This window comes from Pseudomonas sp. E141 (genome assembly GCF_052659885.1).
Window position 1 is genome coordinate 3,959,598 of sequence record NZ_CP084024.1, and the last position, 20,957, is coordinate 3,980,554.

A 20,957-nucleotide genomic window follows, 5' to 3' on the forward strand; every position below is an offset into this window, starting at 1 on the left:
TTATTCTAATGACGACTTTGCATCAGGCCTAAAGAAAAAACCGCACGCCATGATGGCAGTGCGGTTTTTCCATGACAGCTAGCGACGACTAAAAATAATTAAGCCTGATGCTTATTGATGTAGTCGATAGCCAGCTGAACAGTAGTGATTTTTTCAGCTTCTTCGTCAGGGATTTCGGTCTCGAATTCCTCTTCCAGAGCCATCACCAGCTCAACGGTGTCAAGGGAGTCGGCACCCAGGTCTTCAACGAAGGCAGCTTCGTTCTTCACTTCTTCTTCTTTGACGCCCAGTTGCTCGGCAACGATTTTCTTGACGCGCTCTTCGATGGTGCTCATACCTTGTTTTCACTCCTAATGGACAAATTCAGGCAGCTGGCCGGTGGGTAAGTGTATAGAAAGACTTTTCGGTTTTTCAACCGAAAGCTTCACTCCTCAAACCCAGCAGCCCGCCGCCTATAAATAGATTGCAGCTTTATAACGGATTTTAGACAGCTCGTATGACATTTTTTTGAAGCAATCCGTCACATTTAACTCATGTACATCCCGCCGTTTACCGGGATTGTAGCCCCAGTCACGTATGCCGCACCATCCGACGCAAGAAAAGCGACCACGGACGCGATTTCTTGAGCTTGCCCCAGACGACCCAGCGGAATTTGTGTCAACAAGGCTTCACGTTGCGCTTGCGGCAGTTCACGGGTCATGTCGGTATCGATGAAACCCGGGGCTACCGAGTTTACCGTAATCGAACGCGAACCCACTTCACGCGCCAGCGCACGACTGAAACCTTCCAGACCGGCTTTGGCCGCAGCATAGTTTACTTGGCCTGCGTTGCCCATGGCACCCACAACCGAACCGATACTGATAATTCGACCCCAACGGGCCTTGGTCATGCCACGCAGAACGCCCTTGGACAGCCGGTACAGGCTGTTCAGGTTGGTATCGATCACATCGAACCATTCGTCATCTTTCATGCGCATCATCAGGTTATCGCGGGTGATGCCGGCATTATTGACCAGGATTGCCGGCGCACCGAACTGTTCCTGAATGCTTGCCAGCACCGCCGCAACGGATTCATCGCTGGTGACGTTCAGTTCAAGACCGGTGCCTTGGATGTCGTTTTCCTTCAGGGTAGCGGCGATGCGCTCGGCGCCCGAAGCGGAAGTCGCGGTACCAACAACGATGGCGCCTTGACGACCCAGTTCCAGGGCAATGGCCTGGCCGATGCCACGGCTTGCACCGGTCACCAGTGCAACTTTACCTTGCAGACTCATGCAAGCTTCTCCTGTTCAGGCCTGCGCTGCACGGGCGGCAGCGAAAGCATCTGGGGTATTGAGATTGGAAGTCGATACGCCTTCGGCGCAGCGTTTGTTCAGACCGGCCAGCACTTTACCAGGACCGCACTCGACCAGTTCGGTCGCGCCCTTGGCCGCCAGGGTCTGCACCGATTCGACCCAGCGAACCGGTTTGTAGAGTTGCTCCAGCAGATCGCGCTTGAGGGTCTCAAGATCCGCAGCCACATCGGCGCTGACGTTCTGTACCACTGGAATCTGTGGCGCCTGCCAGTCAATGGCAGCAATAGATTCGGCAAAACGCTCAGCGGCCGGACGCATCAGTTCGCAGTGCGACGGCACGCTGACGGGCAACGGCATGGCACGCTTGGCACCACGGCTCTTGCACCCTTCAATGGCGCGCTCCACAGCAGCCTTGGCACCGGCAATCACCACCTGGCCCGGTGAGTTGAAGTTCACAGCGCTGACCACTTCGCCTTGCGCGGCTTCGGCGCAGGCGGCCAGCACATCGGCATCTTCCAGGCCGAGAATCGCGGCCATGCCGCCCTGCCCGGCCGGAACGGCCTCCTGCATCAACTGGCCACGACGCTCCACGAGCTTCACCGCGTCACCCAGGCTCAGACTGCCAGCAGCCACCAGAGCGCTGTATTCGCCCAGGCTGTGTCCGGCAACGAACGCCGGACGCGCACCGCCCTCGGCCAGCCAGAGGCGCCAGAGTGCGATCGAGGCGGTCAGGATGGCCGGTTGGGTTTTGTCGGTTTGATTGAGTTGCTCTTCCGGCCCTTGCTGGGTCAGTGCCCACAGGTCATAGCCCAGAGCATCGGAAGCTTCTTTGAATGTTTCGAGGATCAACGGGTATTGCGCGCCCAGCTCGGAAAGCATGCCGAGGGACTGCGAACCCTGCCCAGGAAAGACGAATGCGAGAGAAGCAGACATGAAAACAAAGCCCCTAATGATCTTGTCGTCAAAAATTGACGCCCCAGGGGGCGCTAGGAAACTGACAGTTGGATGGCGGCTTGAACCGACCGGTCACATTTAAGCATTGTCAGACGAAAACGCCTAAGTTAACAAATCTTCGAGGCGCCCATGAAGACGCTCCGGCAGGTTTTCCTGGATTTCGATCAGGGCGCGATTGATCGCACTTTGAAACCCCTGCACGCCCGCCGAACCATGACTCTTGATCACAATGCCCTGCAGCCCGAGAAAACTTGCACCGTTATGCCGCGCCGGCGCCAGGTCCGCCTGCAACCGACGCATCAACGGCAACGCCAGGGCGCCGACCATCCGCGAGGCCAGGTTCTGCCTGAACAGCTTCTCGATACGCGCGCCGATCATGGTCGCCAGGCCTTCGCTGGACTTGAGCAAAATATTGCCGACAAAACCGTCACACACCACCACGTCCGCCTCACCCCGGTACAACCCATCGCCCTCAACGAAGCCGATGTAATTGATACCCCGCGCAGCCTGCAACAACGTGGCTGCCAGCTTGACTTGCTGGTTACCCTTGATGTCTTCGGTACCGATGTTCAGCAGCGCTACACGAGGGCGCACGATACCCAGGGTTTCAGCCGCTACCGAGCCCATCACTGCAAATTGCAGTAGATGCTCGGCACTGCAATCGACGTTGGCGCCCAGATCAAGGAGCTGGCAAAAACCACGCTGGGTGGGGATGGCCGCGACCATCGCCGGCCGGTCAATGCCCGGCAAGGTCTTGAGCACGTAACGCGACAGCGCCATCAGTGCACCGGTATTGCCTGCACTGACACACGCCTGGACCTTGCCATCGCGCAGCAGCTCAAGGGCTACACGCATCGAGGCGTCAGGCTTGCCACGCAGGACCTGGGCAGGTTTTTCGTCCATGGTGATGACTTCGGACGCAGGTGCGATCGCCAGGCGCGAACGATTCACAGCCGATTGGCCGTTGAGCATTTCTTCTAGAAGGGAGGGTTGACCGACGAGGGTCAGGTGCAACGAGGGTGTAGCATTCAGACAAGCAAGGCTGGCCTGAACAATGCTGCGGGGACCGAAGTCCCCGCCCATTGCGTCAATCGCGATGACTTGAGCGGACAAGGATTACTCGTCAGCGCCCTTGTCGATCACTTTACGACCACGGTATACGCCTTCTGGCGATACGTGGTGACGCAGGTGAACTTCACCGGTGGTTTTTTCTACAGACAGGGTGCTAGCCTCGAGAGCGTCGTGCGAACGGCGCATGTCACGGGCAGAGCGGGATTTTTTGTTCTGCTGAACAGCCATAATTGATTAACTCCTAAACGTTTGGGTCACGCTTTAACTGCGCCAATACACTGAACGGGTTGGACCGCGTTACCTCGTCCTCGCTCGGTTCGGGCTCATCTGCTCCCGCCGGCTGCTGGCATTCTTCCGGATGATGAGCAGGCACAATGGGCAAGGCGAGCAGAAGCTCCTCCTCGATCAGTGACTGCAGATCCAATGGATCTTCGCCCAGTTCCAGCACGTCATAACCTTTCGGTAACGACTGGGTATTCGCACCCTCCTTCACCACGGCATAACTGCATTCGCTGTGGATCGGCAGGGTGACCAGCTCAAGACAACGCTGGCAAACCATTTTGACTTCAGTGTCGATAAAGCTGTGGATTACCACAGATTTACGTTCATCTCGTTCAAAAACGAATTTGGCCTGGACCGTACCGACATCGTCGGAAAGCGGGTCGCAGAGTCTCTTCAAATCGGCCAGCAGCAGTTCACCTTGAAGGGTGGTGCCACGGTCAGCCAATTTGCGCGGGTCAACGTGAGGTGGAATCGGGTCATTCAACATAGGCGCAGCATTATAGGGATGCCCCCGGCCATGTCAAAGGAAATTCAGCCCTGTCCGTCACTTGCGCGCCTCGCTAGAATTCGCCCCTGCCTTTTGGAGATGCCCATGCTGCCTTTATTACTCGCCTCAAGCTCAGTGTATCGCCGGCAATTGCTTGCCCGTCTGGGGCTACCGTTCGTCTGCAGTTCACCGGACATCGACGAAAGCCGCCGGCCTGACGAGGCGGCACTCGACCTGGTAAAACGCCTGGCCCGGGAAAAAGCCCAGGCCCTGGCGAGCAGCCATCCGGCACATTTGATCATCGGTTCGGACCAGGTGGCCGTGCTCGGCGAGCGCATCCTGGGCAAGCCCCATACATTCGAGAACGCCCGCGAACAACTGCTGGCCGCCAGCGGCGCCCGGATCAGCTTTCTGACCGGCCTGGCGGTACTTAACAGCCAGACCGGCGCCTGCCAGGTCGATTGCGTTCCGTTTACCGTCCACATGCGCACGCTGGACCCTGCACGCATCGAACGCTACCTGCTGGCCGAGCAACCTTATGACTGCGCGGGCAGCTTCAAGGCCGAAGGACTTGGCGTGAGCCTGTTCCAGAGCACGGAAGGGCCAGACGCCACCAGCCTGGTTGGCCTGCCACTGATTCGCCTTGTGGATATGTTGCTGGTCGAGGGCGTGCAGGTTCCCTAAGCCAAATTTGTGGGAGCAAGGCTTGCCCGCGGCGATGCAGGCGCCGCGATGATGCAGACCAGCCTGGTTATCGCTCATCGCGAGCAAGCTTTGCCCCCACAGACAAGCCACAGGGGATCGCGCAAACCAACGAACTAGCGCAATGACGGCCCTTGGAACCCCATCCACATCGCCAGATGCTCGGCAATGCTCGCCCCCAGCTTCTTCGAGAAGCGATCAAACGGCGACTCTTCGATGGTGAAATCCACCAGCTCTTTTTCGCCAATCACGTCCCGCGCCACCGAGCTGGCGCTGCCCAAGCCATCGATCAAGCCCAGCGGCAAGGCCTGCTCCCCAGACCAGACCAGCCCAGAGAACAGCTCGGGATGCTCCTTGTCTTTGAGGCGCTCACCCCGGCCTTTTTTGACGCTGGCAATGAATTGCTTGTGGGTCGTGTCGAGCACACCCTGCCAAAACGCGGTTTCTTCAGGTTTTTGCGGCTGGAACGGATCAAGGAACGACTTATGCTCGCCGGAGGTGTACACCCGACGCTCCACGCCCAGTTTCTCCATCGTCCCGACAAAACCGTAGCCGGCCGCCGTCACGCCAATGGAGCCCACCAGGCTCGCTTTGTCGGCGTAGATCTGATCGGCCGCGCTGGCAATATAGTACGCACCGGAAGCCCCCAGATCGGAAATGACCGCGTAGACTTTGGTGTTCGGGTGCAACGCGCGCAACCGGACGATCTCGTCATAGACATAACCCGACTGCACCGGGCTGCCACCCGGACTGTTGATGCGCAATATCACACCCTTGACCTTGGGATCTTCGAAAGCAGCCCGCAGGCTACCGACGATATTGTCCGCGCTGGCAGGCTCCTTATGGGCAATCATGCCTTCGATGTCGATCAATGCGGTGTACGCAGAACCCCGCACGGCGCTTTTTTCCATGTCGAACAGGGGCGTGAACAGCAATAGCGCGACAAAGAGATAAACGAACGTCAGCAGCTTGAAGAAAATGCCCCAGCGGCGGGAACGACGCTGCTCCTGCACACCGGCCAGCAAGGTCTTCTCCAACAGCTTCCAGCTTTTGTCGTCACCGTTCTCGGCGCTCGCCTTGGCCGGTGCCTTCCATTCGTCGGTCATGCAAGTATCCCCAGCAAAAACTTAATTGGCCCGCCGGCTCAGCCAGGCGTGCAATTCAGGAAAATGGTCGATCGCCAGCCGTGGCTCGAAGGCTTGCAGCGCCGCGATCGTCTGCGCGCCGTAGCTCACCGCAACCGACCCCATACCGGCGTTGCGCGCCATCTGCAGGTCGAACGAGGAATCCCCCACCATCAACGCCTGTTCCGGCTGCATGCCGCAGTGAGCCAGGATTTGCTCGAGCATCAGCGGATGCGGCTTACTCGCCGTTTCGTCCGCAGCCCGGGTGATATCGAAATAATCGTCCCAGCCATGGGACTTCAGCACTCGATCCAGCCCGCGACGCGCCTTGCCGGTGGCGACAGCCAAGCGATACCCCTCGCCCCTCAAGGTTTCAAGAGTGTCTACCACACCGTCAAACAACGGCGAAGGCTCAGCCTCCAGCGCAATGTAGTGATCAGCGTAATACTGGCGAAAAACCAGCAGCTCAGGGTCACTGATCTCCGGGTACAGACTGCGGATCGCTTCCGGCAAGCCGAGGCCGATGATGCCCTTCACGGCAAAATCATCACACCTGGCAAAACCTGCACGATCAGAGGCGGCATGCATTGCCTCCACGATCCGACCGATGGAGTTCGCCAGAGTGCCATCCCAATCGAAGATCAGCAGCTTGTATTCAGGATGCACTCAACCGCTCCACGGTCTTGGCCCACATTTCATCCACGGGAGCCTGCAATTTCAGCTCACCACCATCGGGCAACGGCACGGTCAACATGTAGGCATGGAGAAACAGGCGCTTGCCACCCAGATCACGGATTTCCCGGGTGAAGTCGTCATCGCCGTACTTGCTGTCCCCAGCGATGCAATGCCCGGCATGTAGCGTATGGACGCGAATCTGGTGGGTGCGGCCAGTCACCGGCTTGGCCTCGACCATGGTGGCGAAATCACCGAAGCGGCGCAGGACCTTGAACACTGTCAGGGCCTCCTTGCCTTCTTCGTTGACTTCCACCATGCGCTCGCCGGAACGCAGGTTGCTCTTGAGCAACGGCGCCCGAACTTGCTTGATGGAGGTATCCCAACGTCCCCGCACCAGCGCCATGTAGCGCTTGTCGACGCCATCGCCGCGCAATTGCTCATGCAAATGCCGCAACATGCTGCGTTTCTTGGCGATCATCAGCAGGCCGGAGGTGTCGCGATCCAGGCGATGGACCAACTCCAGCTCCTTGGCGTCGGGACGCAACTGACGAAAGGCCTCGATCACGCCGAAATTCAGGCCGCTGCCGCCGTGAACCGCAATGCCCGCAGGCTTGTTGAGCACGATCAGCGCCTTGTCTTCGAAGACGATCGAGGCTTCCAGGCGCTGCAACAGGCCTTGGGCCAGGGGCACGGGCTCATCGCGCTCGGGCACGCGAACCGGCGGCACGCGCACGATATCGCCCGCCTGAAGCTTGTATTCGGGCTTGATCCGTCCTTTGTTCACCCGCACTTCACCCTTGCGCAAAATGCGATAGATCAAGGTCTTGGGCACGCCTTTGAGTCGGGCTAGAAGGAAGTTATCGATTCGTTGGCCGGCATATTCCGGCGAGACCTCGAGCAGTTGAACGCCAGGGGTCGAAGGGGCAGTAGTCGTCATGGCGGCGATGATAACAATTTTTTATGGAATTGAAGCACTTAATCATTGCTGCTATAGTCGCGAACGCCGCCAAAAGCGGCCGGACAGCGGACTAACGGTCAAAAACCGGCCCTGACCAACGCAATTCACGAGGACGAGAGGCCGTCCTACGGGGCTTTTGCTAGATAACGGCAGAGTTTGCAGGTGTAACGAGCGCAGGTGACATGAGGCCTGAAATACGCGGCAAAGCAGAGTTTTGACTCGCCTTGCGCGCCACATTCACGGCCAGTTCACAAAGTGCAGTCACCGGTAGACGACCCCGAGCGAGAGCTTCGGAAACAACGCCTAAATTAGCCATGATGCGTGACCTCCCCTTTCGGAGCTCACGGTAAATGCCAACCCGCTGCGGATTCTGCGCGCGGCAGCACCCGATTATCAGGGATACGTGTAGGGTGGAGATGTACAACCGTCGGACTGTGTAGCACTAGGCTTATATTTAGACGCTTCATCTCGTCCACAGGCGCCGGTTGATTCCTCCTCCTGACTGAGTGCTTGAACAGCCAGCAAGCAGGACGCGTCCGTCGCGACTTCGCCATCATTGGGTCGAACTCGCTGGACACTGGAATGGCCCGGCCACTTCCATGACGCACCTGACACCGACCGTGAGAAGTCGTGTGTGCCGAACGCCGTTTCCGGCAGCCCGGAAACCGACGGTACTACATGAAAAGAATGCTGATTAACGCAACTCAACCCGAAGAGTTGCGTGTTGCACTGGTAGACGGCCAGCGCCTCTACGACCTGGATATCGAATCCGGTGCACGCGAGCAGAAGAAGGCCAACATCTATAAAGGCCGGATTACTCGCATCGAACCAAGCCTTGAGGCTGCCTTTGTCGATTTCGGCTCCGAGCGCCACGGCTTCCTGCCCCTCAAAGAAATCTCCCGCGAATACTTCAAGAAGGCCCCTGAAGGCCGCGTCAACATCAAGGACGTCCTGAGCGAAGGCCAGGAAGTCATCGTCCAGGTCGAAAAAGAAGAGCGTGGCAACAAGGGCGCAGCCCTGACCACCTTCATCAGCCTGGCGGGCCGTTACCTGGTCCTGATGCCGAACAACCCTCGCGCCGGTGGTATCTCCCGCCGCATCGAAGGCGAAGAGCGCAATGAACTGCGCGAAGCCCTCAACGGCCTGGTTGCCCCAGCCGACATGGGCCTGATCGTTCGCACCGCCGGCCTTGGCCGCAGCAGCGAAGAAATGCAGTGGGACCTCGACTACCTGCTGCAACTGTGGACCGCCATCAAGGAAGCCTCGCTGGATCGCTCCGCGCCGTTCCTGATCTACCAGGAAAGCAATGTCATCATCCGCGCGATCCGCGATTACCTGCGCCAGGACATCGGCGAAGTGTTGATCGACAGCGTTGAAGCCCAGGACGAAGCCCTGACCTTCATCCGCCAGGTCATGCCGCAGTACGCCAGCAAGATCAAACTCTACGAAGACAGCGTTCCGCTGTTCAACCGTTTCCAGATCGAAAGCCAGATCGAGACCGCGTTCCAGCGCGTCGTCGAACTGCCGTCCGGCGGCTCCATCGTCATCGATCCGACCGAAGCCCTGGTGTCCATCGACATCAACTCGGCGCGCGCCACCAAAGGCAGCGACATCGAAGAAACCGCCCTGCAGACCAACCTTGAAGCCGCCGAAGAAATCGCCCGTCAGTTGCGCCTGCGCGACATCGGCGGCCTGATCGTCATCGACTTCATCGACATGACCCCGGCCAAGAACCAGCGCGCCGTGGAAGAGAAGGTTCGTGAGTGCCTGGAAGCCGACCGCGCCCGCGTACAGGTCGGTCGCATCTCGCGCTTCGGCCTGCTGGAAATGTCCCGTCAGCGCCTGCGTCCTTCTTTGGGCGAGAGCAGCGGCATCGTCTGCCCGCGTTGCAACGGCACCGGCATCATCCGTGACGTCGAGTCGCTGTCCCTGGCGATCCTGCGCCTGATCGAAGAAGAAGCCCTGAAAGACCGCACCGCCGAAGTTCGCGCCCAGGTGCCGATCCCGGTGGCTGCGTTCCTGCTCAACGAAAAACGCAACTCGATCACCAAGATCGAACTGCGCACCCGCGCCCGTATCGTCATCCTGCCGAACGATCACCTCGAGACGCCGCACTTCGAAGTGCAGCGCCTGCGTGATGACAGCCCGGAAGCCCACACCAATCAGTCCAGCTACGAAATCGCTGCTGCCGCTGCCGAAGTGGAAGAAGTGCAGCCGGCTGCTGCCACTCGCACCCTGGTTCGCCAGGAAGCTGCGGTCAAGACGGCTCCAGCCCGCGCCAATGCACCGGTTCCGACCGAAGCAGCCGCGCCGGCACCGGCACCTGCCGCTGCACCTGAACCAAGCCTGTTCAAAGGCCTTGTGAAATCCCTGGTCAGCCTGTTCGCCACCAAGGAAGAGCCGGCTGCGCCGACCGTTGTCGCCAAGCCAGCGGCTACCGAGCGTCCAGCCCGCAACGAAGAACGTCGCAATGGTCGTCAGCAGACCCGCAACCGCAACGGTCGTCGTGACGAGGAGCGCAAACCCCGTGAAGAGCGTGCACCGCGTGAAGAGCGCGCACCACGTGAGCCACGTGAAGAACGCCAGCCTCGCGAAGCCCGTGAGGAAGTGCCAGCCGTAGCCCGCGAAGAACGCGCGCCGCGTCCGCCGCGTGAAGAGCGCCAACCCCGCGCGCCTCGTGAAGATCGCAAGCCACGTGGCGAGCGTGAAGAACGTGTTCGCGAGCTGCGCGAACCGCTGGATGCCGCTCCCGCCGCTGCTGCCGCCACCGCTGAAGAGCGTCCGGCCCGTCAGCCTCGCGAAGAGCGCGCACCGCGTCCGCCACGTGAAGAGCGTCAACCACGCGCCGAGCAGGCTGCCGCTGCCACCGAAGAGGAAGTACTGAACAGCGAAGAGCAACTGCAGGAAGACGGTCAGGACAACGCCGAAGGCGATCGTCCACGCCGCCGCTCCCGTGGGCAGCGTCGCCGCAGCAACCGTCGTGAGCGTCAACGCGACGCCAACGGCAATGTGATCGAAGGTTCGGAAGCCTCCGAATCCGCCGAGAACGCCGAAGCGCCAAGCGCTGCCGACCTGGCCGCCGGCCTGGCCGTCACCGCCGCGGTTGCCAGCAGCTCGATCAGCGCCCCCGCTGAAGCCGAGGCTCACGAACAGGCCGAGCGCGCTACCGCCGTGGTGGAAAACGCATCGGTTGAAGCGCCTGTGGTCGAAGCCACTACCCCGGTAGAAACCACCGCTTCGCCAGAAGTGGAACTCGCCCCGGTTCGTGAAGCCGAGCCTCAGGCAGAAGCAGTTTCCGAGCCTGCACCTGTCATCGAGCAACCTGTGGTTGCCGCTGAACCTGTGATCGAAGCTGTGATCGAGGAAAAAGCGCCGGAGCCGGTTCGCGAAGAACAGACCGCGTTCAACTGGCACGCCGAGCCAGCCGTCGTCGAAGCCGAGCCGGCAGCAGAAGCCGTGAAAGCAGCCGAGCCGGTCGTGGTCGAGCCAGCTCCAGCGGTTCAAGCGCCTGTGGTTGCCGAAGCTCCAGCCCCGGTAGAGGTGGAGGCGCCTGCCCCTGCCAGCGCCCTGACCCCCAACGGTCGTGCTCCGAACGATCCGCGTGAAGTGCGTCGTCGCAAGCGTGAAGCCGAGCGTCTGCAGAAGGAAGCCGAACAAGCTGCCGCTGCCGCTGCTCAAGCGCCTGCCGCTGAGCCAGCACCCGTGGAGCAAGCAATCGAGGCAGCCCCTGCCCCGGTCGCTGAAACCACCAGCGAAACCGCTCCCGCTGAATCGGCGCCAGTGATCGACGAACCTCAGCACTCCGCTGAAGAAGTCGCACCTCGCCACACTGAAGCCCTGGAAAAAGAGCACGAGCCTAAACCTCACGCCTGATTCCACCGCCCAGTAAAAAGCCCCGCCTGGTTGACGCCAGGCGGGGCTTTTTTATGTCTTCAGACTTAGTTACATGAGTGTTGGAAGCTGGATGGTGTGGAGCGGGCTTGCTGGCGAACATGGCCCGGCGTCCACCCTTGATGCAAGCTGACGCAGCGCTATCGCGAGCAGGCTCGCTCCCACAGGAGATTGGCGGCAGGCATAAATTTCGCGACCATCGAAATTCAATGTGGGAGCGAGCCTGCTCGCGATAGCGCCGGCCCGGCTTGTATCAATGTTGCCTGCCCCACAGGAATCCGCGTCGGCTGTTACTTGAAGATCAGCGCTTCAGGCACGTCCACATCCCAAACCACCCCAGGATCGTCCACTGCCACCTCGACCACCCGCGCCCCGGTAAACAACCCCTTGGCGCCGCGATCAGCGGTCAATGCCATTAATTGCGGGCCAAACGCACGACCAAACCCCACGGGATGCCCATACTCACCCGCCAGGACCGGCACACTGATGCCCTCTTCGCTGATCTGCGCCACTACCTGCTCGATGCTTGACGGCAGGATGAACGGCATATCACCGAGCACGATCAACCAGCCATCCAGGTCCGGGCAAGCCTGGACACCCGCAGCGATACTGTCACCCAGCCCAGGCGAGTCCAGTTGTACAAAATCGCACCCGTAAGCCTGGGCCATGCGAATAGCCTGTGGACGGTCCTCACGGGTCACCAGCACGCGTTTTTCCAGAGAAGGCGGCAAGTTCACCAGCACCTGCTCGATGACCGATCGGACAGCGCCGTCACGCCCCGTGCAATCGGCCAGCAGCTTATCTTTGTCCTGGCCTGCAACCTGACGGAAACGGCTGCCCGATCCTGCCGCGAGAATGATCACGCCAATCGATTCAGTCATCCCGTCTCCTCGCCCGCCGATTACAGCGGCTTTTTCTGACGCAACTCGACGCCATTCTTGATCGCCACGATTTCAGCCAGCAAAGACAAGGCAATTTCCGCCGGCGTATGGCTGCCGATGTGCAAACCGATCGGCCCATGCAGCCGTTCGATAGCCTGTGCAGACAAGCCTAGCTGAGCCAGGTTATCCCGGCGCTTCTGGCTGTTCACCCGAGAGCCCAGGGCCCCGACATAAAACGCCTTGGAGTCCAGGGCCGTGAGCAGCGCCATATCGTCCAATCGTGGATCATGGGTCAGGGCGACAATGGCGGTACGCTCGTCGGTCTGGATGCTCAACACCGCTTCGTCGGGCATGCCGGAAACGAAGCGGCCATGCTGCTCTTCCCAACCGTAGACAAATTCCTTGCGCGGATCGCAGATCAACACCTCGAAATCCAGCAACCGGGCCATTTCTGCCACATAACGCGACAGTTGCCCCGCGCCGATCAACAGCAGCCGCCAGCGCGGGCCGTAGATGGCCCGCAGGACTTGACCGTCGAATACCAGCGCGTCGGTTTTGCTGGCCGGCGTCAGCAGCACTTCGCCTGTGGCGACGGTCAGCTCACGGGCGACAATCTCATGGCCGTCGCAGCGTTCCAACAGTTGCGCGACCCATTGCGGATCGCCGACCCGTTCTTCGGTCAGGCGCAAGGTGCCGCCGCACGGCAGGCCGAAGCGCGCCGCCTCCTCACGAGTCACGCCATAGGTGATGAGCTGCACTGGCGGACCGTCCGCCGGAATACGCCCGTCGTGCAGCCGGGCGATCAGGTCATCCTCGACACAACCGCCCGATACCGAGCCAATCACCACGCCGTCTTCACGCAGGGCCAGCATCGCCCCCGGCGGCCTCGGCGCCGTGCCCCAAGTCTGGACCACGGTGAACAACACCACCCGCTGCCCGGCGCGGCGCCACTCAAGCACGCTGCGCAGGACGTTCAGATCAACGCTGTCCATCAGGTTTTGGCCTGCTGCCAGCCCTGCAACTGATAACGCACGGGCAGCTCGCGGATGCGCTTGCCGGTGGCGGCGAAAATCGCGTTGCACAGCGCCGGCGCAATCGGCGGCACACCCGGTTCACCCACACCGCCCAACGGCACCTCGCCCGGCGGCGTGACCAAGTGCACCGCGACCTCCTTGGGAGCCAAGGACATGCGCGCCACTTCGTACATGTGGAAGTTGTCTTGCTGGACCTTGCCGTCCTTGAAGCTGATCTCCCCCACCACCGCATTGCCCAGGCCCATGACGCAGGCGCCTTCGAACTGGGAACGGATACGCTCGGGGTTGATCTGCGGGCCGCAGTCCACGGCAATATCGGCCTTGTGCACGATCAACGTACCATCGTCCTTGACCTCCACCTCCAGCGCTGCCGCCACATAGGTGACGAAGCTGTAGTGCACCGCCAGCCCCAGGCCACGGCCCTTGGGCAGTTTGCGGCCCCAACCGGCGGCCTTGGCGGCGGTTTCCAGCACGGTGCGGATCCGCGCCGTATCGATGGGATAACGCTCGGGGGATTCGCCGTAGTTCCATTCTTCATTCAAGGTGCGCGGATCGATCTTACGGTCCGGGCCAAGCAATTTGACGTGATACGCCAGTGGATCCTGGCCGGCCTTGTGGGCCAATTCGTCGATGAAACTCTGAATCGCAAAACCGTGGGGAATATTCGACACCGAGCGGTACCAGCCAACCCTCGTATGGGCCACCGCTTCGGGGTTCTCCAGGCGCATGTTGGGAATTGCGTAGGCCATGTTGGTCACGCCCATGCCCACTTCGAACGGCGCTTCGTGGGTCATGCCCGGTGCAAACAGTGCGGTAATGCTCGGGGCTACGGTGCGATGCAGCCAGCCGGACGGCATCCCGTCCTGGTTCAGGCCAGCCTTGAGGTATTCGGCCGATACGGTGTGGAAATACGAATGATGGATGTCATCTTCGCGGGTCCATTGCACCCGCACCGCCTGGCCTGGAAACTCCTTGGCCAACACGGCCGCCTCGAGGACGAAATCGGGCTTGGACTTACGCCCGAAACCACCGCCCAGCAGCGTGATGTGCACGGTAACCTTGTCGAAAGGGATCCCCAACCGTTCGGCGACGCGTTCACGGGTGACCTGCGGCGCCTGGCTCGGTGCCCAGGCTTCGCACTGGCCATCCTTGAACCGGGCGACGGCGACCATCGGCTCCATCGGCGACTGCGACAGGTGCGGCAGGTAATAGGACGCCTCCAGGGTTGCGTCAGCCTTGGCCAGCGCGTCGTCCAGATCACCAGTGTTGCGCAAGACTTTCCCGGGCTTGAGGGCCGCAGCTTCCAGTTCCTTGCGATAGGCGACGGAGTCATAGCCGGCATTCGGACCGTCATCCCACTCGATTTTCAGCGCCTCGCGGCCCTTGATAGCCGCCCAGGTGTTTTTCGCCACTACCGCCACGCCGCCCAGAGGCTGGAACTCGGAGGGCAACGGACGTCCTTCGATCTGCAGCACCTTGACCACGCCCGGTACTTTCAGCGCCGCGCTGCTGTCCACGCGCTTGACCTTGCCACCATAGACTGGCGGGCGAGCCACGACGGCATAGAGCATGCCATCGAAATGTACATCAGCCCCGAACACGGCACGACCGTTGACGACGTCTTCGCCATCGATGGCCCGGCTCGACTCCTTACCGATGTAGCGAAACTCCGAAGGTTGCTTGAGGCGCAGGCTGTCACGGGCGGGAACTGGCAAGGCACTGGCCGCGGCGGCCAACGCGCCATACCCCAGTTCCCGACCGGAAGGCTGGTGCACGACTTTGTGCAATTGAGCACGACACTCACTCGCCGGGACATTCCACTGGGCAGCGGCGGCCAGCTCCAGCATGGTCCGGGCAGCGGCCCCGCAACGACGCATTGGTTCGTACCAGTGGCGCATACTGCGCGAGCCATCGGTGTCCTGGTTGCCGAAGCGCACCTCATCCGCCGGTGCCTGCCGCACCTTGACCTGCGCCCAGTCAGCGTCCAGTTCATCGGCCACCACCATGGTCAGGCTGGTGCGCACCCCCTGGCCCATTTCCGAACGGTTGCAGATCACCGTCACGCTGCCATCGGTGGCGATGCTCACGTACACCTGCGGGTCGTCGATCACACCATTGGGCATGCCCTCACCGCCGAACTTCTTGTCCTCGGCAAAAGCGTCCGGCAGGCCCCAACTGGCGGCCAGCACCAACACACCCGTGGCGCTCGCGCCTTTGAGGAAACCACGGCGGCTGAGGTTGCTCAGCACAAAATCATTGGGCAAGCGGCTCATGCCTTGGCCTCCTTCAGGTGGGTGGAAGCCTGGCGGATCGCAGTCTTGATCCGGTTATAAGTGCCGCAACGGCAGATGTTGCCGACCATGGCCTCTTCGATCTGCTCATCGCTCGGGTTGGGATTGGTCTTGAGCAAGGCGGTCGCGGACATGATCTGCCCACCCTGACAGTAGCCGCACTGGGCCACGGCGGTATCGAGCCAGGCCTTCTGGACAATTTGCCCGACCGGGTCGACATGAAGGGCATCGATGGTGGTGACGTTCTGGCCTTTCACCGAACCAATCGGGGTGATGCAACTGCGCGCCGGGGCGCCGTCGATGTGAATGGTACAGGCGCCACACAGGCCCATGCCGCAGCCGAACTTGGTGCCGTTGTAACCGGCCACATCCCGGATAGCCCACAGCAGCGGCATGTCCTCGGTCACATCCAGTTGGTGATCTTTTCCATTGAGTTTCAAGGTAATCATGAGCACGCCCGCACGGTGATCGAATTATGGGGTCGAGCAATCTGCCGTTTGGACAACGGTTCGGTTGGCGCAGACTGACTCAGGCTAATCGGGCTCTCTTGTGCAAACACGCAGACGTCTGCACCGGGCCTTCAATGATGCGATGGTCGCATCGTTAGCTCACTAAATTAACCCAGGATTAAGCAAAACGCCCTGCACAATCCTGCACAAATGATCCTTGTGCGAGGTTGTGCAGGGCGCTCGGTGAAAGCCAGGTTCAGTACCGATTGGGCTCCATTTCCAGATTGACCTGAAAACGCTCGGCAATGTCTTTCTGGATACGCAGGGCCAGATCCAGCAATTGTGGACCGGTGGCGCAGCCGTAGTTGACCAGCACCAACGCCTGCAACTTATGCACCCCGGCGTCGCCTTCGCGAAAGCCCTTCCAGCCGGCCCGCTCGATCAACCAACCGGCGGCAATTTTCATCTGCCCTTGGGGTTGTGGATAAGCCACCAGATCCGGGTATTGAAGCTTGAGTTGCGCGACGTGCGAAGCCGGCACCAGCGGGTTCTTGAAGAAACTGCCGGCATTGCCCAGCACGGCCGGGTCAGGGAGCTTTTCACTGCGGATGCTGCAGATGGCCCGGCTGACATCCGAGGGAGTCGCCTGTTCGATGCCCAGTTCGGTCAACCGCTGGCGGACCGGGCCGTACTCTAGGTGCAGATGCGCGGCGCGACTGAGGGCAAAGCGCACCCGCAGGATCAGCCAACGACCCGCTTGCTGCTTGAACAGGCTGTCGCGGTAGGCGAAACGGCATTCTTCGAGGGTGAAATCGTGCAGCTCGCCGGTTTGCCGATCCAGGGCGGTAAGGCCGGCGAACACATCCTTGATCTCCACACCGTAGGCACCGATGTTTTGCATCGGTGCGGCCCCCACCGTACCGGGGATCAGGCTGAGGTTCTCCAGCCCCGACCAGCCTTGCGCCAGCGTGTACTGGACGAAGGGGTGCCACGGTTCGCCTGCTTCGGCTTCGATCAGCACCCGCTCGCCATCATCGCTGAGCAGACGAATCCCTTGGCTGGCCATGCGCAACACCAGCGCGTCGATATCACCGGTCAGCAGCAGGTTGCTGCCGCCACCGATCACCAGCAACGGCACGTCATTGGCGCTGGCATAGGCCAGCGCCTGGCGGACATCGGCGTCGCTGTGGGCTTCGGCGAATAACCGGGCGGTGACGTCCACGCCAAAGCTGTTGAACGGCTTGAGGCTGACGCCGGCCCGCACCTGCAAGGTCATAGCCGCCCCTTCAATTCGATCACCAGGCGGTCCGTGGCACGCTCGATCAGGTCCAGCACTTGCTCGAAACCCTGTTCGCCGTCGTAGTACGGGTCCGGCACGTCATCGAGTTCAGCCTCGTAGCGGCGCAGGAACAGATCCAGTTCGGCCCTGCCATTGCTCGGTTGCAGGGCTTTCAGATTGCGCAGGTTGCTGCCGTCCATCGCCAGGATCAGGTCATAAGTGGCGAAATCGGCCCGGCAGACCTGGCGGGCACGCTGGGCCGACAGGTCATAGCCGCGTCGCAGGGCCGCAGCCTGGCTGCGCTTGTCCGGGGCCTTGCCGACGTGCCAGTCACCGGTGCCGGCGGAGGCGACTTCCACCTGCTCGGCCAGTCCGGCCTCGCGCAGCTTGTGCCGCAGGATGCCTTCGGCGGTGGGTGATCGGCAGATGTTGCCGAGGCAGACAAACAGAACCCGCATCAGGCCTCCAGCAGGCGACGAACGCGCTCGAGGTCTTCCACGGTGTCGACGCCGGTCGGCGGAGCAATCAGCGCATCGGCGACATGGATTCGCACGCCGTGCCACAGGGCACGCAGTTGCTCCAGGGATTCGGTGTTTTCCAGCCAGCACGGGCCCCAGGCGACGAAATCCTGGAGGAAACCGGCGCGGTAAGCGTAGATGCCGATGTGGCGGCGGTACGGCACGCCGTCAGGCATGACGTCCCGACTTTGCGCAAATGCATCACGGGCCCAGGGCAAGGTGGCGCGGCTGAAGGTCAGCGCCAGGCCATTGAGATCGCTGACGACCTTGACCACGTTGGGGTTGAACAGGGTTTGCACATCCTCGATCGGCTCGGCCAGGGTGGCCATGCGCGCTTCGGGATGGGCTGCCAGATTGTTTGCAACCTGATCGATCACACTGGGCGGGATCAACGGTTCATCGCCCTGCACATTGACCACGATGGCGTCGGGTTCCAGGCCCAGCTTGGCGGCGACTTCCGCCAGACGATCGGTTCCGGAGTTGTGATCCTCGCGAGTCAGGACCACTTCGGCGCCAAAGCCCTTGCAGGCCTCCACGATGCGCGCATCGTCGGTCGCCACTACCACACGCTGGGCGCTGCTTTTGCAGGCCTGTTCCCATACGTGCTGGATCATCGGCTTGCCGGCGATCAACAGCAACGGTTTGCCGGGCAGGCGCGTCGAGGCAAAGCGCGACGGAATGACAACGGTAAAGGCTGCGGTCATTTATCCAGGCGCTCGTCGGTGGTCAGGGTACGGGCCTCGCTTTCGAGCATCACCGGGATGCCATCGCGAATCGGATAGGCCAGGCCGGCGCCTTTGCTGATCAGCTCGGTTTTGTCGGCGCTGAGCTTGAGGGGGCCTTTGCAGACCGGGCAGGCCAGAATGTCGAGCAGTTTGGTGTCCATGAACATTTCCCTGGATGAATGGTTTAAGGCAAAAGCCGATCCGGCAACAGGCGCATCAACTGGGTATCGAACCAGTCCGCGAAGGCTGGCGACGGCGCGGCATCCACCGCCAGGTACCACCAGTGGGGCTCGGCGAAGGCACGGCATTTGACCGCGTCCTTTTCCGTCATGACCACCGGCAACGACGGCGTGAAATTCAATGCCTGGGCGCTGTATTGGGCGTGGTCGGCAAACCCGTGCGGTATAGGTCGCCAGTGTAGCGTTTCGAGGGTGTTGAAGAAACGCCGGGGATTGCCGATCCCGGCCACGGCATGCAGGGCCTGGCCGGGCGGGAAATGGTCCAGTGGACGCCGTTCGCCGTTGGCCAGGTTCACCAGAGCTGTGGGTCGCAGCTCGAAGGCAAAGCCGTCTTCGCGGTCGGCGCTGGCGCCGTTGAATAGCACGGCATCGACCGATTGCAGACGCTCCACGGGTTCACGCAGCGGACCGGCAGGCAGACAACGTCGATTGCCCAGGCCGCGGGCGTTGTCGATCAGCACCAATTCAAGATCCCGAGCCAGGCGGTAATGTTGCATGCCGTCGTCGGACAGGATCAGGTCCAGCGGTTGAGTCTCCAGCAGCGCCTGGACCGCCCGGCTGCGATCCGGATCGATCATCAATGGCACGCCGCTACGCTGGACAATCAGCAGTGGCTCATCACCCGCGATGTCGGCGCCCTGCCCGGCTTCGACTCGCCAGGGCAAATGGGGTGGTTTGGCGCCATAACCCCGGCTTACCACGCCGACCCGCAGGCCACGGCGCTGGCAATGCTCAATCATCCACAGGATCAATGGGGTCTTGCCGGTGCCGCCAACCGTGATGTTCCCCACGACCACCAGCGGCACGGGCGGTTGGTAAATCTCACCCTCGCCCGCCAGAAAACGCTCGCGTTTGCCCATCACCACCCGACGGTACAACCACTCCAGTGGCCGCAACAGCGTCAGGGCCGGGTGACCTTCGTACCAGGCGGCGAGCAATCGATCAGACATGGCCATCAGGGTGCCGGCGCCGCCTCGACGGTGGTCATGCGCAGATGGCTGAAGCCGAGCTTGCCGGCCGCGTCCATGGCGGTGATGACGGATTGATGTGGGGTCTTGCCGTCGGCGCTGATGGACAGCGGCAAGCTGGTGTCGCCGCCGGACTCCTTCTGCAGCGCATCGATCAGACTCGCCAGGTCGCTCTTGGGCAGCAACTGATTGTTCACCGAAAACGTCCCTTCGGCACTGATCGTGACTTCCAGGTTCTTGAGTTGCTGGTCTTCGGCAGGCGAGCCGCTGACCGCTTCTGGCAGTTCCACCTTGAGCTGGGTTTCCCGGGTGAAGGTGGTGGTCACGACGAAAAACAGCAGCAGGATGAACACCACGTCAATCAGCGACGCAAGGTTGATCTCGACGGTTTCCCGTGGTTTGCGGCGGAATTTCACTTCTTGCCCTCGGCCAGGTCCACGTCACGGTCGCCTTGCACCACCTCGACCAGCTTGATGGCCTCCTGCTCCATGCCCACCACCAACTCATCGATGCGCCGTTGCAGGAAGCGATGGAAAAACACCGAAGGAATCCCCACCATCAACCCGGCGGCCGTGGTGATCAAGGCCTTGGAAATCCCCCCTGCCAGCACCGAGGCATTGGCGGTCATGCCGGCGCCGGTGAACGAACTGAAAATATCGATCATGCCCAGCACCGTGCCCAACAGGCCCAGCAACGGGGCCATGGCGGCAATTGTGCCCAGGGCATTGATGTAGCGCTCCAGCTCATGGATGACCCGGGCGGCGGCTTCTTCGATGCATTCCTTCATGATCTCGCGACCATGCTTGGAATTTGCCAGCCCCGCGGCGAGGATTTCACCCAGCGGTGAGCTGGCCCGCAGCTCCTTGAGCCGGTCCTTGTTCAGTTTCTTGTCCTTGATCCAGACCCAGACCTGCCCGAGCAAATGCTCCGGGGTCACGCGGCTGGCCCGCAGGGTCCACAGGCGTTCGGCAACGATTCCCAGCGCCACGATGGAACTCAGAATGATCGGCAACATCATCCAGCCGCCGGATTTGACCAATTCCCACACAGTGACAGCCCCCTCGAAAAAGTGCGCCACTTTATCATACAGACTCGCCTTGCAGGCCCGCCCCGCCGATAACACCGTCGTCAAGGATGA

At 61.1% G+C, this 20,957-nt stretch carries 22 protein-coding genes; 2 read left to right on the forward strand and 20 right to left on the reverse strand.

The features are described 5' to 3' along the window. Positions 1-98: 98 nt before the first annotated feature. The 6 genes from acpP to GKKCFE_RS17655 all read right to left on the reverse strand — a co-directional run bounded on the left by acpP (position 99) and on the right by GKKCFE_RS17655 (position 4,085). Positions 99-335: an acyl carrier protein gene (acpP, locus tag GKKCFE_RS17630; RefSeq protein ID WP_047228199.1), complete on the reverse strand. Its 237-nt coding sequence runs from the start codon at positions 333-335 to the stop codon at positions 99-101. Between the two features lie 191 nt (positions 336-526). Further along, the gene (gene fabG, locus GKKCFE_RS17635) at positions 527-1,270 is read right to left on the reverse strand and encodes a 3-oxoacyl-ACP reductase FabG (RefSeq protein ID WP_047228198.1); all 744 of its coding nucleotides are present in this window, start codon (positions 1,268-1,270) and stop codon (positions 527-529) included. 15 nt (positions 1,271-1,285) lie between these two features. Beyond that, positions 1,286-2,224, reverse strand: coding sequence for an ACP S-malonyltransferase (fabD, locus tag GKKCFE_RS17640; RefSeq protein WP_107322018.1), 939 nt, complete (start codon positions 2,222-2,224; stop codon positions 1,286-1,288). A gap of 123 nt (positions 2,225-2,347) precedes the next feature. Then, the gene (plsX, locus tag GKKCFE_RS17645) at positions 2,348-3,358 is read right to left on the reverse strand and encodes a phosphate acyltransferase PlsX (protein ID WP_445576906.1); all 1,011 of its coding nucleotides are present in this window, start codon (positions 3,356-3,358) and stop codon (positions 2,348-2,350) included. Between the two features lie 3 nt (positions 3,359-3,361). Further along, positions 3,362-3,544: a 50S ribosomal protein L32 gene (rpmF, locus tag GKKCFE_RS17650; RefSeq protein ID WP_003179396.1), complete on the reverse strand. Its 183-nt coding sequence runs from the start codon at positions 3,542-3,544 to the stop codon at positions 3,362-3,364. A 13-nt stretch (positions 3,545-3,557) separates the two neighbouring features. Continuing rightward, positions 3,558-4,085 (reverse strand): YceD family protein, encoded by a 528-nt coding sequence (locus tag GKKCFE_RS17655; protein ID WP_003204262.1) that lies wholly within the window; start codon positions 4,083-4,085, stop codon positions 3,558-3,560. 105 nt (positions 4,086-4,190) lie between these two features. Here GKKCFE_RS17655 and GKKCFE_RS17660 point away from each other — a divergent pair, with 105 nt between their 5' ends. After that, entirely contained in the window at positions 4,191-4,769 is a 579-nt protein-coding gene (locus GKKCFE_RS17660) for a Maf family protein (protein ID WP_188252044.1), read from the forward strand. A gap of 134 nt (positions 4,770-4,903) precedes the next feature. On the opposite strand, the gene GKKCFE_RS17665 is transcribed toward GKKCFE_RS17660, so the two are convergent. Genes GKKCFE_RS17665 through rluC form a run of 3 tightly spaced genes read right to left on the reverse strand, consistent with a single transcriptional unit; the run spans position 4,904 to position 7,523 of the window. Then, on the reverse strand, positions 4,904-5,893 hold the full coding sequence (locus GKKCFE_RS17665; protein ID WP_047228194.1) for a S49 family peptidase: 990 nt from the start codon (positions 5,891-5,893) through the stop codon (positions 4,904-4,906). 21 nt (positions 5,894-5,914) lie between these two features. After that, positions 5,915-6,577: an HAD-IA family hydrolase gene (locus GKKCFE_RS17670; protein ID WP_281459946.1), complete on the reverse strand. Its 663-nt coding sequence runs from the start codon at positions 6,575-6,577 to the stop codon at positions 5,915-5,917. Next, positions 6,567-7,523, reverse strand: a complete 957-nt coding sequence (gene rluC / locus GKKCFE_RS17675; RefSeq protein ID WP_047228192.1) for a 23S rRNA pseudouridine(955/2504/2580) synthase RluC — start codon at positions 7,521-7,523, stop codon at positions 6,567-6,569. Before rluC ends, GKKCFE_RS17670 begins: the two co-directional genes overlap by 11 nt. 699 nt (positions 7,524-8,222) lie before the next feature. On the opposite strand from rluC, the gene rne reads away from it, so the two are divergent. Beyond that, complete coding sequence (gene rne / locus GKKCFE_RS17680; protein ID WP_445576907.1) at positions 8,223-11,417, forward strand: ribonuclease E; 3,195 nt, start codon at positions 8,223-8,225, stop codon at positions 11,415-11,417. A 308-nt stretch (positions 11,418-11,725) separates the two neighbouring features. Here the strand turns inward: rne and GKKCFE_RS17685 are convergent, their stop codons facing one another. The 11 genes from GKKCFE_RS17685 to GKKCFE_RS17735 all read right to left on the reverse strand — a co-directional run bounded on the left by GKKCFE_RS17685 (position 11,726) and on the right by GKKCFE_RS17735 (position 20,867). Next, on the reverse strand, positions 11,726-12,316 hold the full coding sequence (locus tag GKKCFE_RS17685) for a nucleotidyltransferase family protein (protein ID WP_107322015.1): 591 nt from the start codon (positions 12,314-12,316) through the stop codon (positions 11,726-11,728). A 20-nt stretch (positions 12,317-12,336) separates the two neighbouring features. Continuing rightward, positions 12,337-13,308, reverse strand: a complete 972-nt coding sequence (locus tag GKKCFE_RS17690) for an XdhC family protein (RefSeq protein ID WP_047228189.1) — start codon at positions 13,306-13,308, stop codon at positions 12,337-12,339. Then, on the reverse strand, positions 13,308-15,623 hold the full coding sequence (locus GKKCFE_RS17695) for a xanthine dehydrogenase family protein molybdopterin-binding subunit (RefSeq protein WP_139049460.1): 2,316 nt from the start codon (positions 15,621-15,623) through the stop codon (positions 13,308-13,310). Before GKKCFE_RS17695 ends, GKKCFE_RS17690 begins: the two co-directional genes overlap by 1 nt. After that, complete coding sequence (locus GKKCFE_RS17700) at positions 15,620-16,090, reverse strand: (2Fe-2S)-binding protein (RefSeq protein ID WP_047228187.1); 471 nt, start codon at positions 16,088-16,090, stop codon at positions 15,620-15,622. Before GKKCFE_RS17700 ends, GKKCFE_RS17695 begins: the two co-directional genes overlap by 4 nt. 256 nt (positions 16,091-16,346) lie before the next feature. Further along, positions 16,347-17,366: a UDP-N-acetylmuramate dehydrogenase gene (gene murB, locus GKKCFE_RS17705; RefSeq protein WP_047228186.1), complete on the reverse strand. Its 1,020-nt coding sequence runs from the start codon at positions 17,364-17,366 to the stop codon at positions 16,347-16,349. After that, entirely contained in the window at positions 17,363-17,827 is a 465-nt protein-coding gene (locus tag GKKCFE_RS17710; protein WP_445576908.1) for a low molecular weight protein-tyrosine-phosphatase, read from the reverse strand. The genes murB and GKKCFE_RS17710 overlap by 4 nt, the downstream gene beginning before the upstream one ends. Beyond that, positions 17,827-18,591, reverse strand: a complete 765-nt coding sequence (gene kdsB, locus GKKCFE_RS17715; RefSeq protein ID WP_445576909.1) for a 3-deoxy-manno-octulosonate cytidylyltransferase — start codon at positions 18,589-18,591, stop codon at positions 17,827-17,829. The genes GKKCFE_RS17710 and kdsB overlap by 1 nt, the downstream gene beginning before the upstream one ends. Then, a complete protein-coding gene (locus GKKCFE_RS17720) occupies positions 18,588-18,773 on the reverse strand; it encodes a Trm112 family protein (protein ID WP_003179363.1) in 186 nt (61 codons plus the stop codon). Before GKKCFE_RS17720 ends, kdsB begins: the two co-directional genes overlap by 4 nt. Before the next feature lie 23 nt (positions 18,774-18,796). Continuing rightward, complete coding sequence (gene lpxK, locus GKKCFE_RS17725) at positions 18,797-19,807, reverse strand: tetraacyldisaccharide 4'-kinase (RefSeq protein ID WP_445576910.1); 1,011 nt, start codon at positions 19,805-19,807, stop codon at positions 18,797-18,799. After that, positions 19,807-20,235, reverse strand: coding sequence for an ExbD/TolR family protein (locus tag GKKCFE_RS17730; protein WP_047228182.1), 429 nt, complete (start codon positions 20,233-20,235; stop codon positions 19,807-19,809). The genes lpxK and GKKCFE_RS17730 overlap by 1 nt, the downstream gene beginning before the upstream one ends. Next, the gene (locus GKKCFE_RS17735; RefSeq protein WP_177513903.1) at positions 20,232-20,867 is read right to left on the reverse strand and encodes a MotA/TolQ/ExbB proton channel family protein; all 636 of its coding nucleotides are present in this window, start codon (positions 20,865-20,867) and stop codon (positions 20,232-20,234) included. Before GKKCFE_RS17735 ends, GKKCFE_RS17730 begins: the two co-directional genes overlap by 4 nt. Positions 20,868-20,957 lie beyond the last annotated feature (90 nt).

Coding starts and splice junctions, on each gene's coding strand:
- rne (WP_445576907.1), top strand. CDS start 8,223: ATGAAAAGAATGCTGATTAACGCAACTCAACCCGAAGAGTTGCGTGTT.
- GKKCFE_RS17695 (WP_139049460.1), bottom strand. CDS start 15,623: ATGAGCCGCTTGCCCAATGATTTTGTGCTGAGCAACCTCAGCCGCCGT.
- GKKCFE_RS17710 (WP_445576908.1), bottom strand. CDS start 17,827: ATGCGGGTTCTGTTTGTCTGCCTCGGCAACATCTGCCGATCACCCACC.
- GKKCFE_RS17685 (WP_107322015.1), bottom strand. CDS start 12,316: ATGACTGAATCGATTGGCGTGATCATTCTCGCGGCAGGATCGGGCAGC.
- GKKCFE_RS17690 (WP_047228189.1), bottom strand. CDS start 13,308: ATGGACAGCGTTGATCTGAACGTCCTGCGCAGCGTGCTTGAGTGGCGC.
- rpmF (WP_003179396.1), bottom strand. CDS start 3,544: ATGGCTGTTCAGCAGAACAAAAAATCCCGCTCTGCCCGTGACATGCGC.
- GKKCFE_RS17720 (WP_003179363.1), bottom strand. CDS start 18,773: ATGGACACCAAACTGCTCGACATTCTGGCCTGCCCGGTCTGCAAAGGC.
- GKKCFE_RS17700 (WP_047228187.1), bottom strand. CDS start 16,090: ATGATTACCTTGAAACTCAATGGAAAAGATCACCAACTGGATGTGACC.
- kdsB (WP_445576909.1), bottom strand. CDS start 18,591: ATGACCGCAGCCTTTACCGTTGTCATTCCGTCGCGCTTTGCCTCGACG.
- lpxK (WP_445576910.1), bottom strand. CDS start 19,807: ATGGCCATGTCTGATCGATTGCTCGCCGCCTGGTACGAAGGTCACCCG.
- GKKCFE_RS17655 (WP_003204262.1), bottom strand. CDS start 4,085: ATGTTGAATGACCCGATTCCACCTCACGTTGACCCGCGCAAATTGGCT.
- GKKCFE_RS17660 (WP_188252044.1), top strand. CDS start 4,191: ATGCTGCCTTTATTACTCGCCTCAAGCTCAGTGTATCGCCGGCAATTG.
- rluC (WP_047228192.1), bottom strand. CDS start 7,523: ATGACGACTACTGCCCCTTCGACCCCTGGCGTTCAACTGCTCGAGGTC.
- GKKCFE_RS17665 (WP_047228194.1), bottom strand. CDS start 5,893: ATGACCGACGAATGGAAGGCACCGGCCAAGGCGAGCGCCGAGAACGGT.
- acpP (WP_047228199.1), bottom strand. CDS start 335: ATGAGCACCATCGAAGAGCGCGTCAAGAAAATCGTTGCCGAGCAACTG.
- murB (WP_047228186.1), bottom strand. CDS start 17,366: ATGACCTTGCAGGTGCGGGCCGGCGTCAGCCTCAAGCCGTTCAACAGC.
- fabG (WP_047228198.1), bottom strand. CDS start 1,270: ATGAGTCTGCAAGGTAAAGTTGCACTGGTGACCGGTGCAAGCCGTGGC.
- fabD (WP_107322018.1), bottom strand. CDS start 2,224: ATGTCTGCTTCTCTCGCATTCGTCTTTCCTGGGCAGGGTTCGCAGTCC.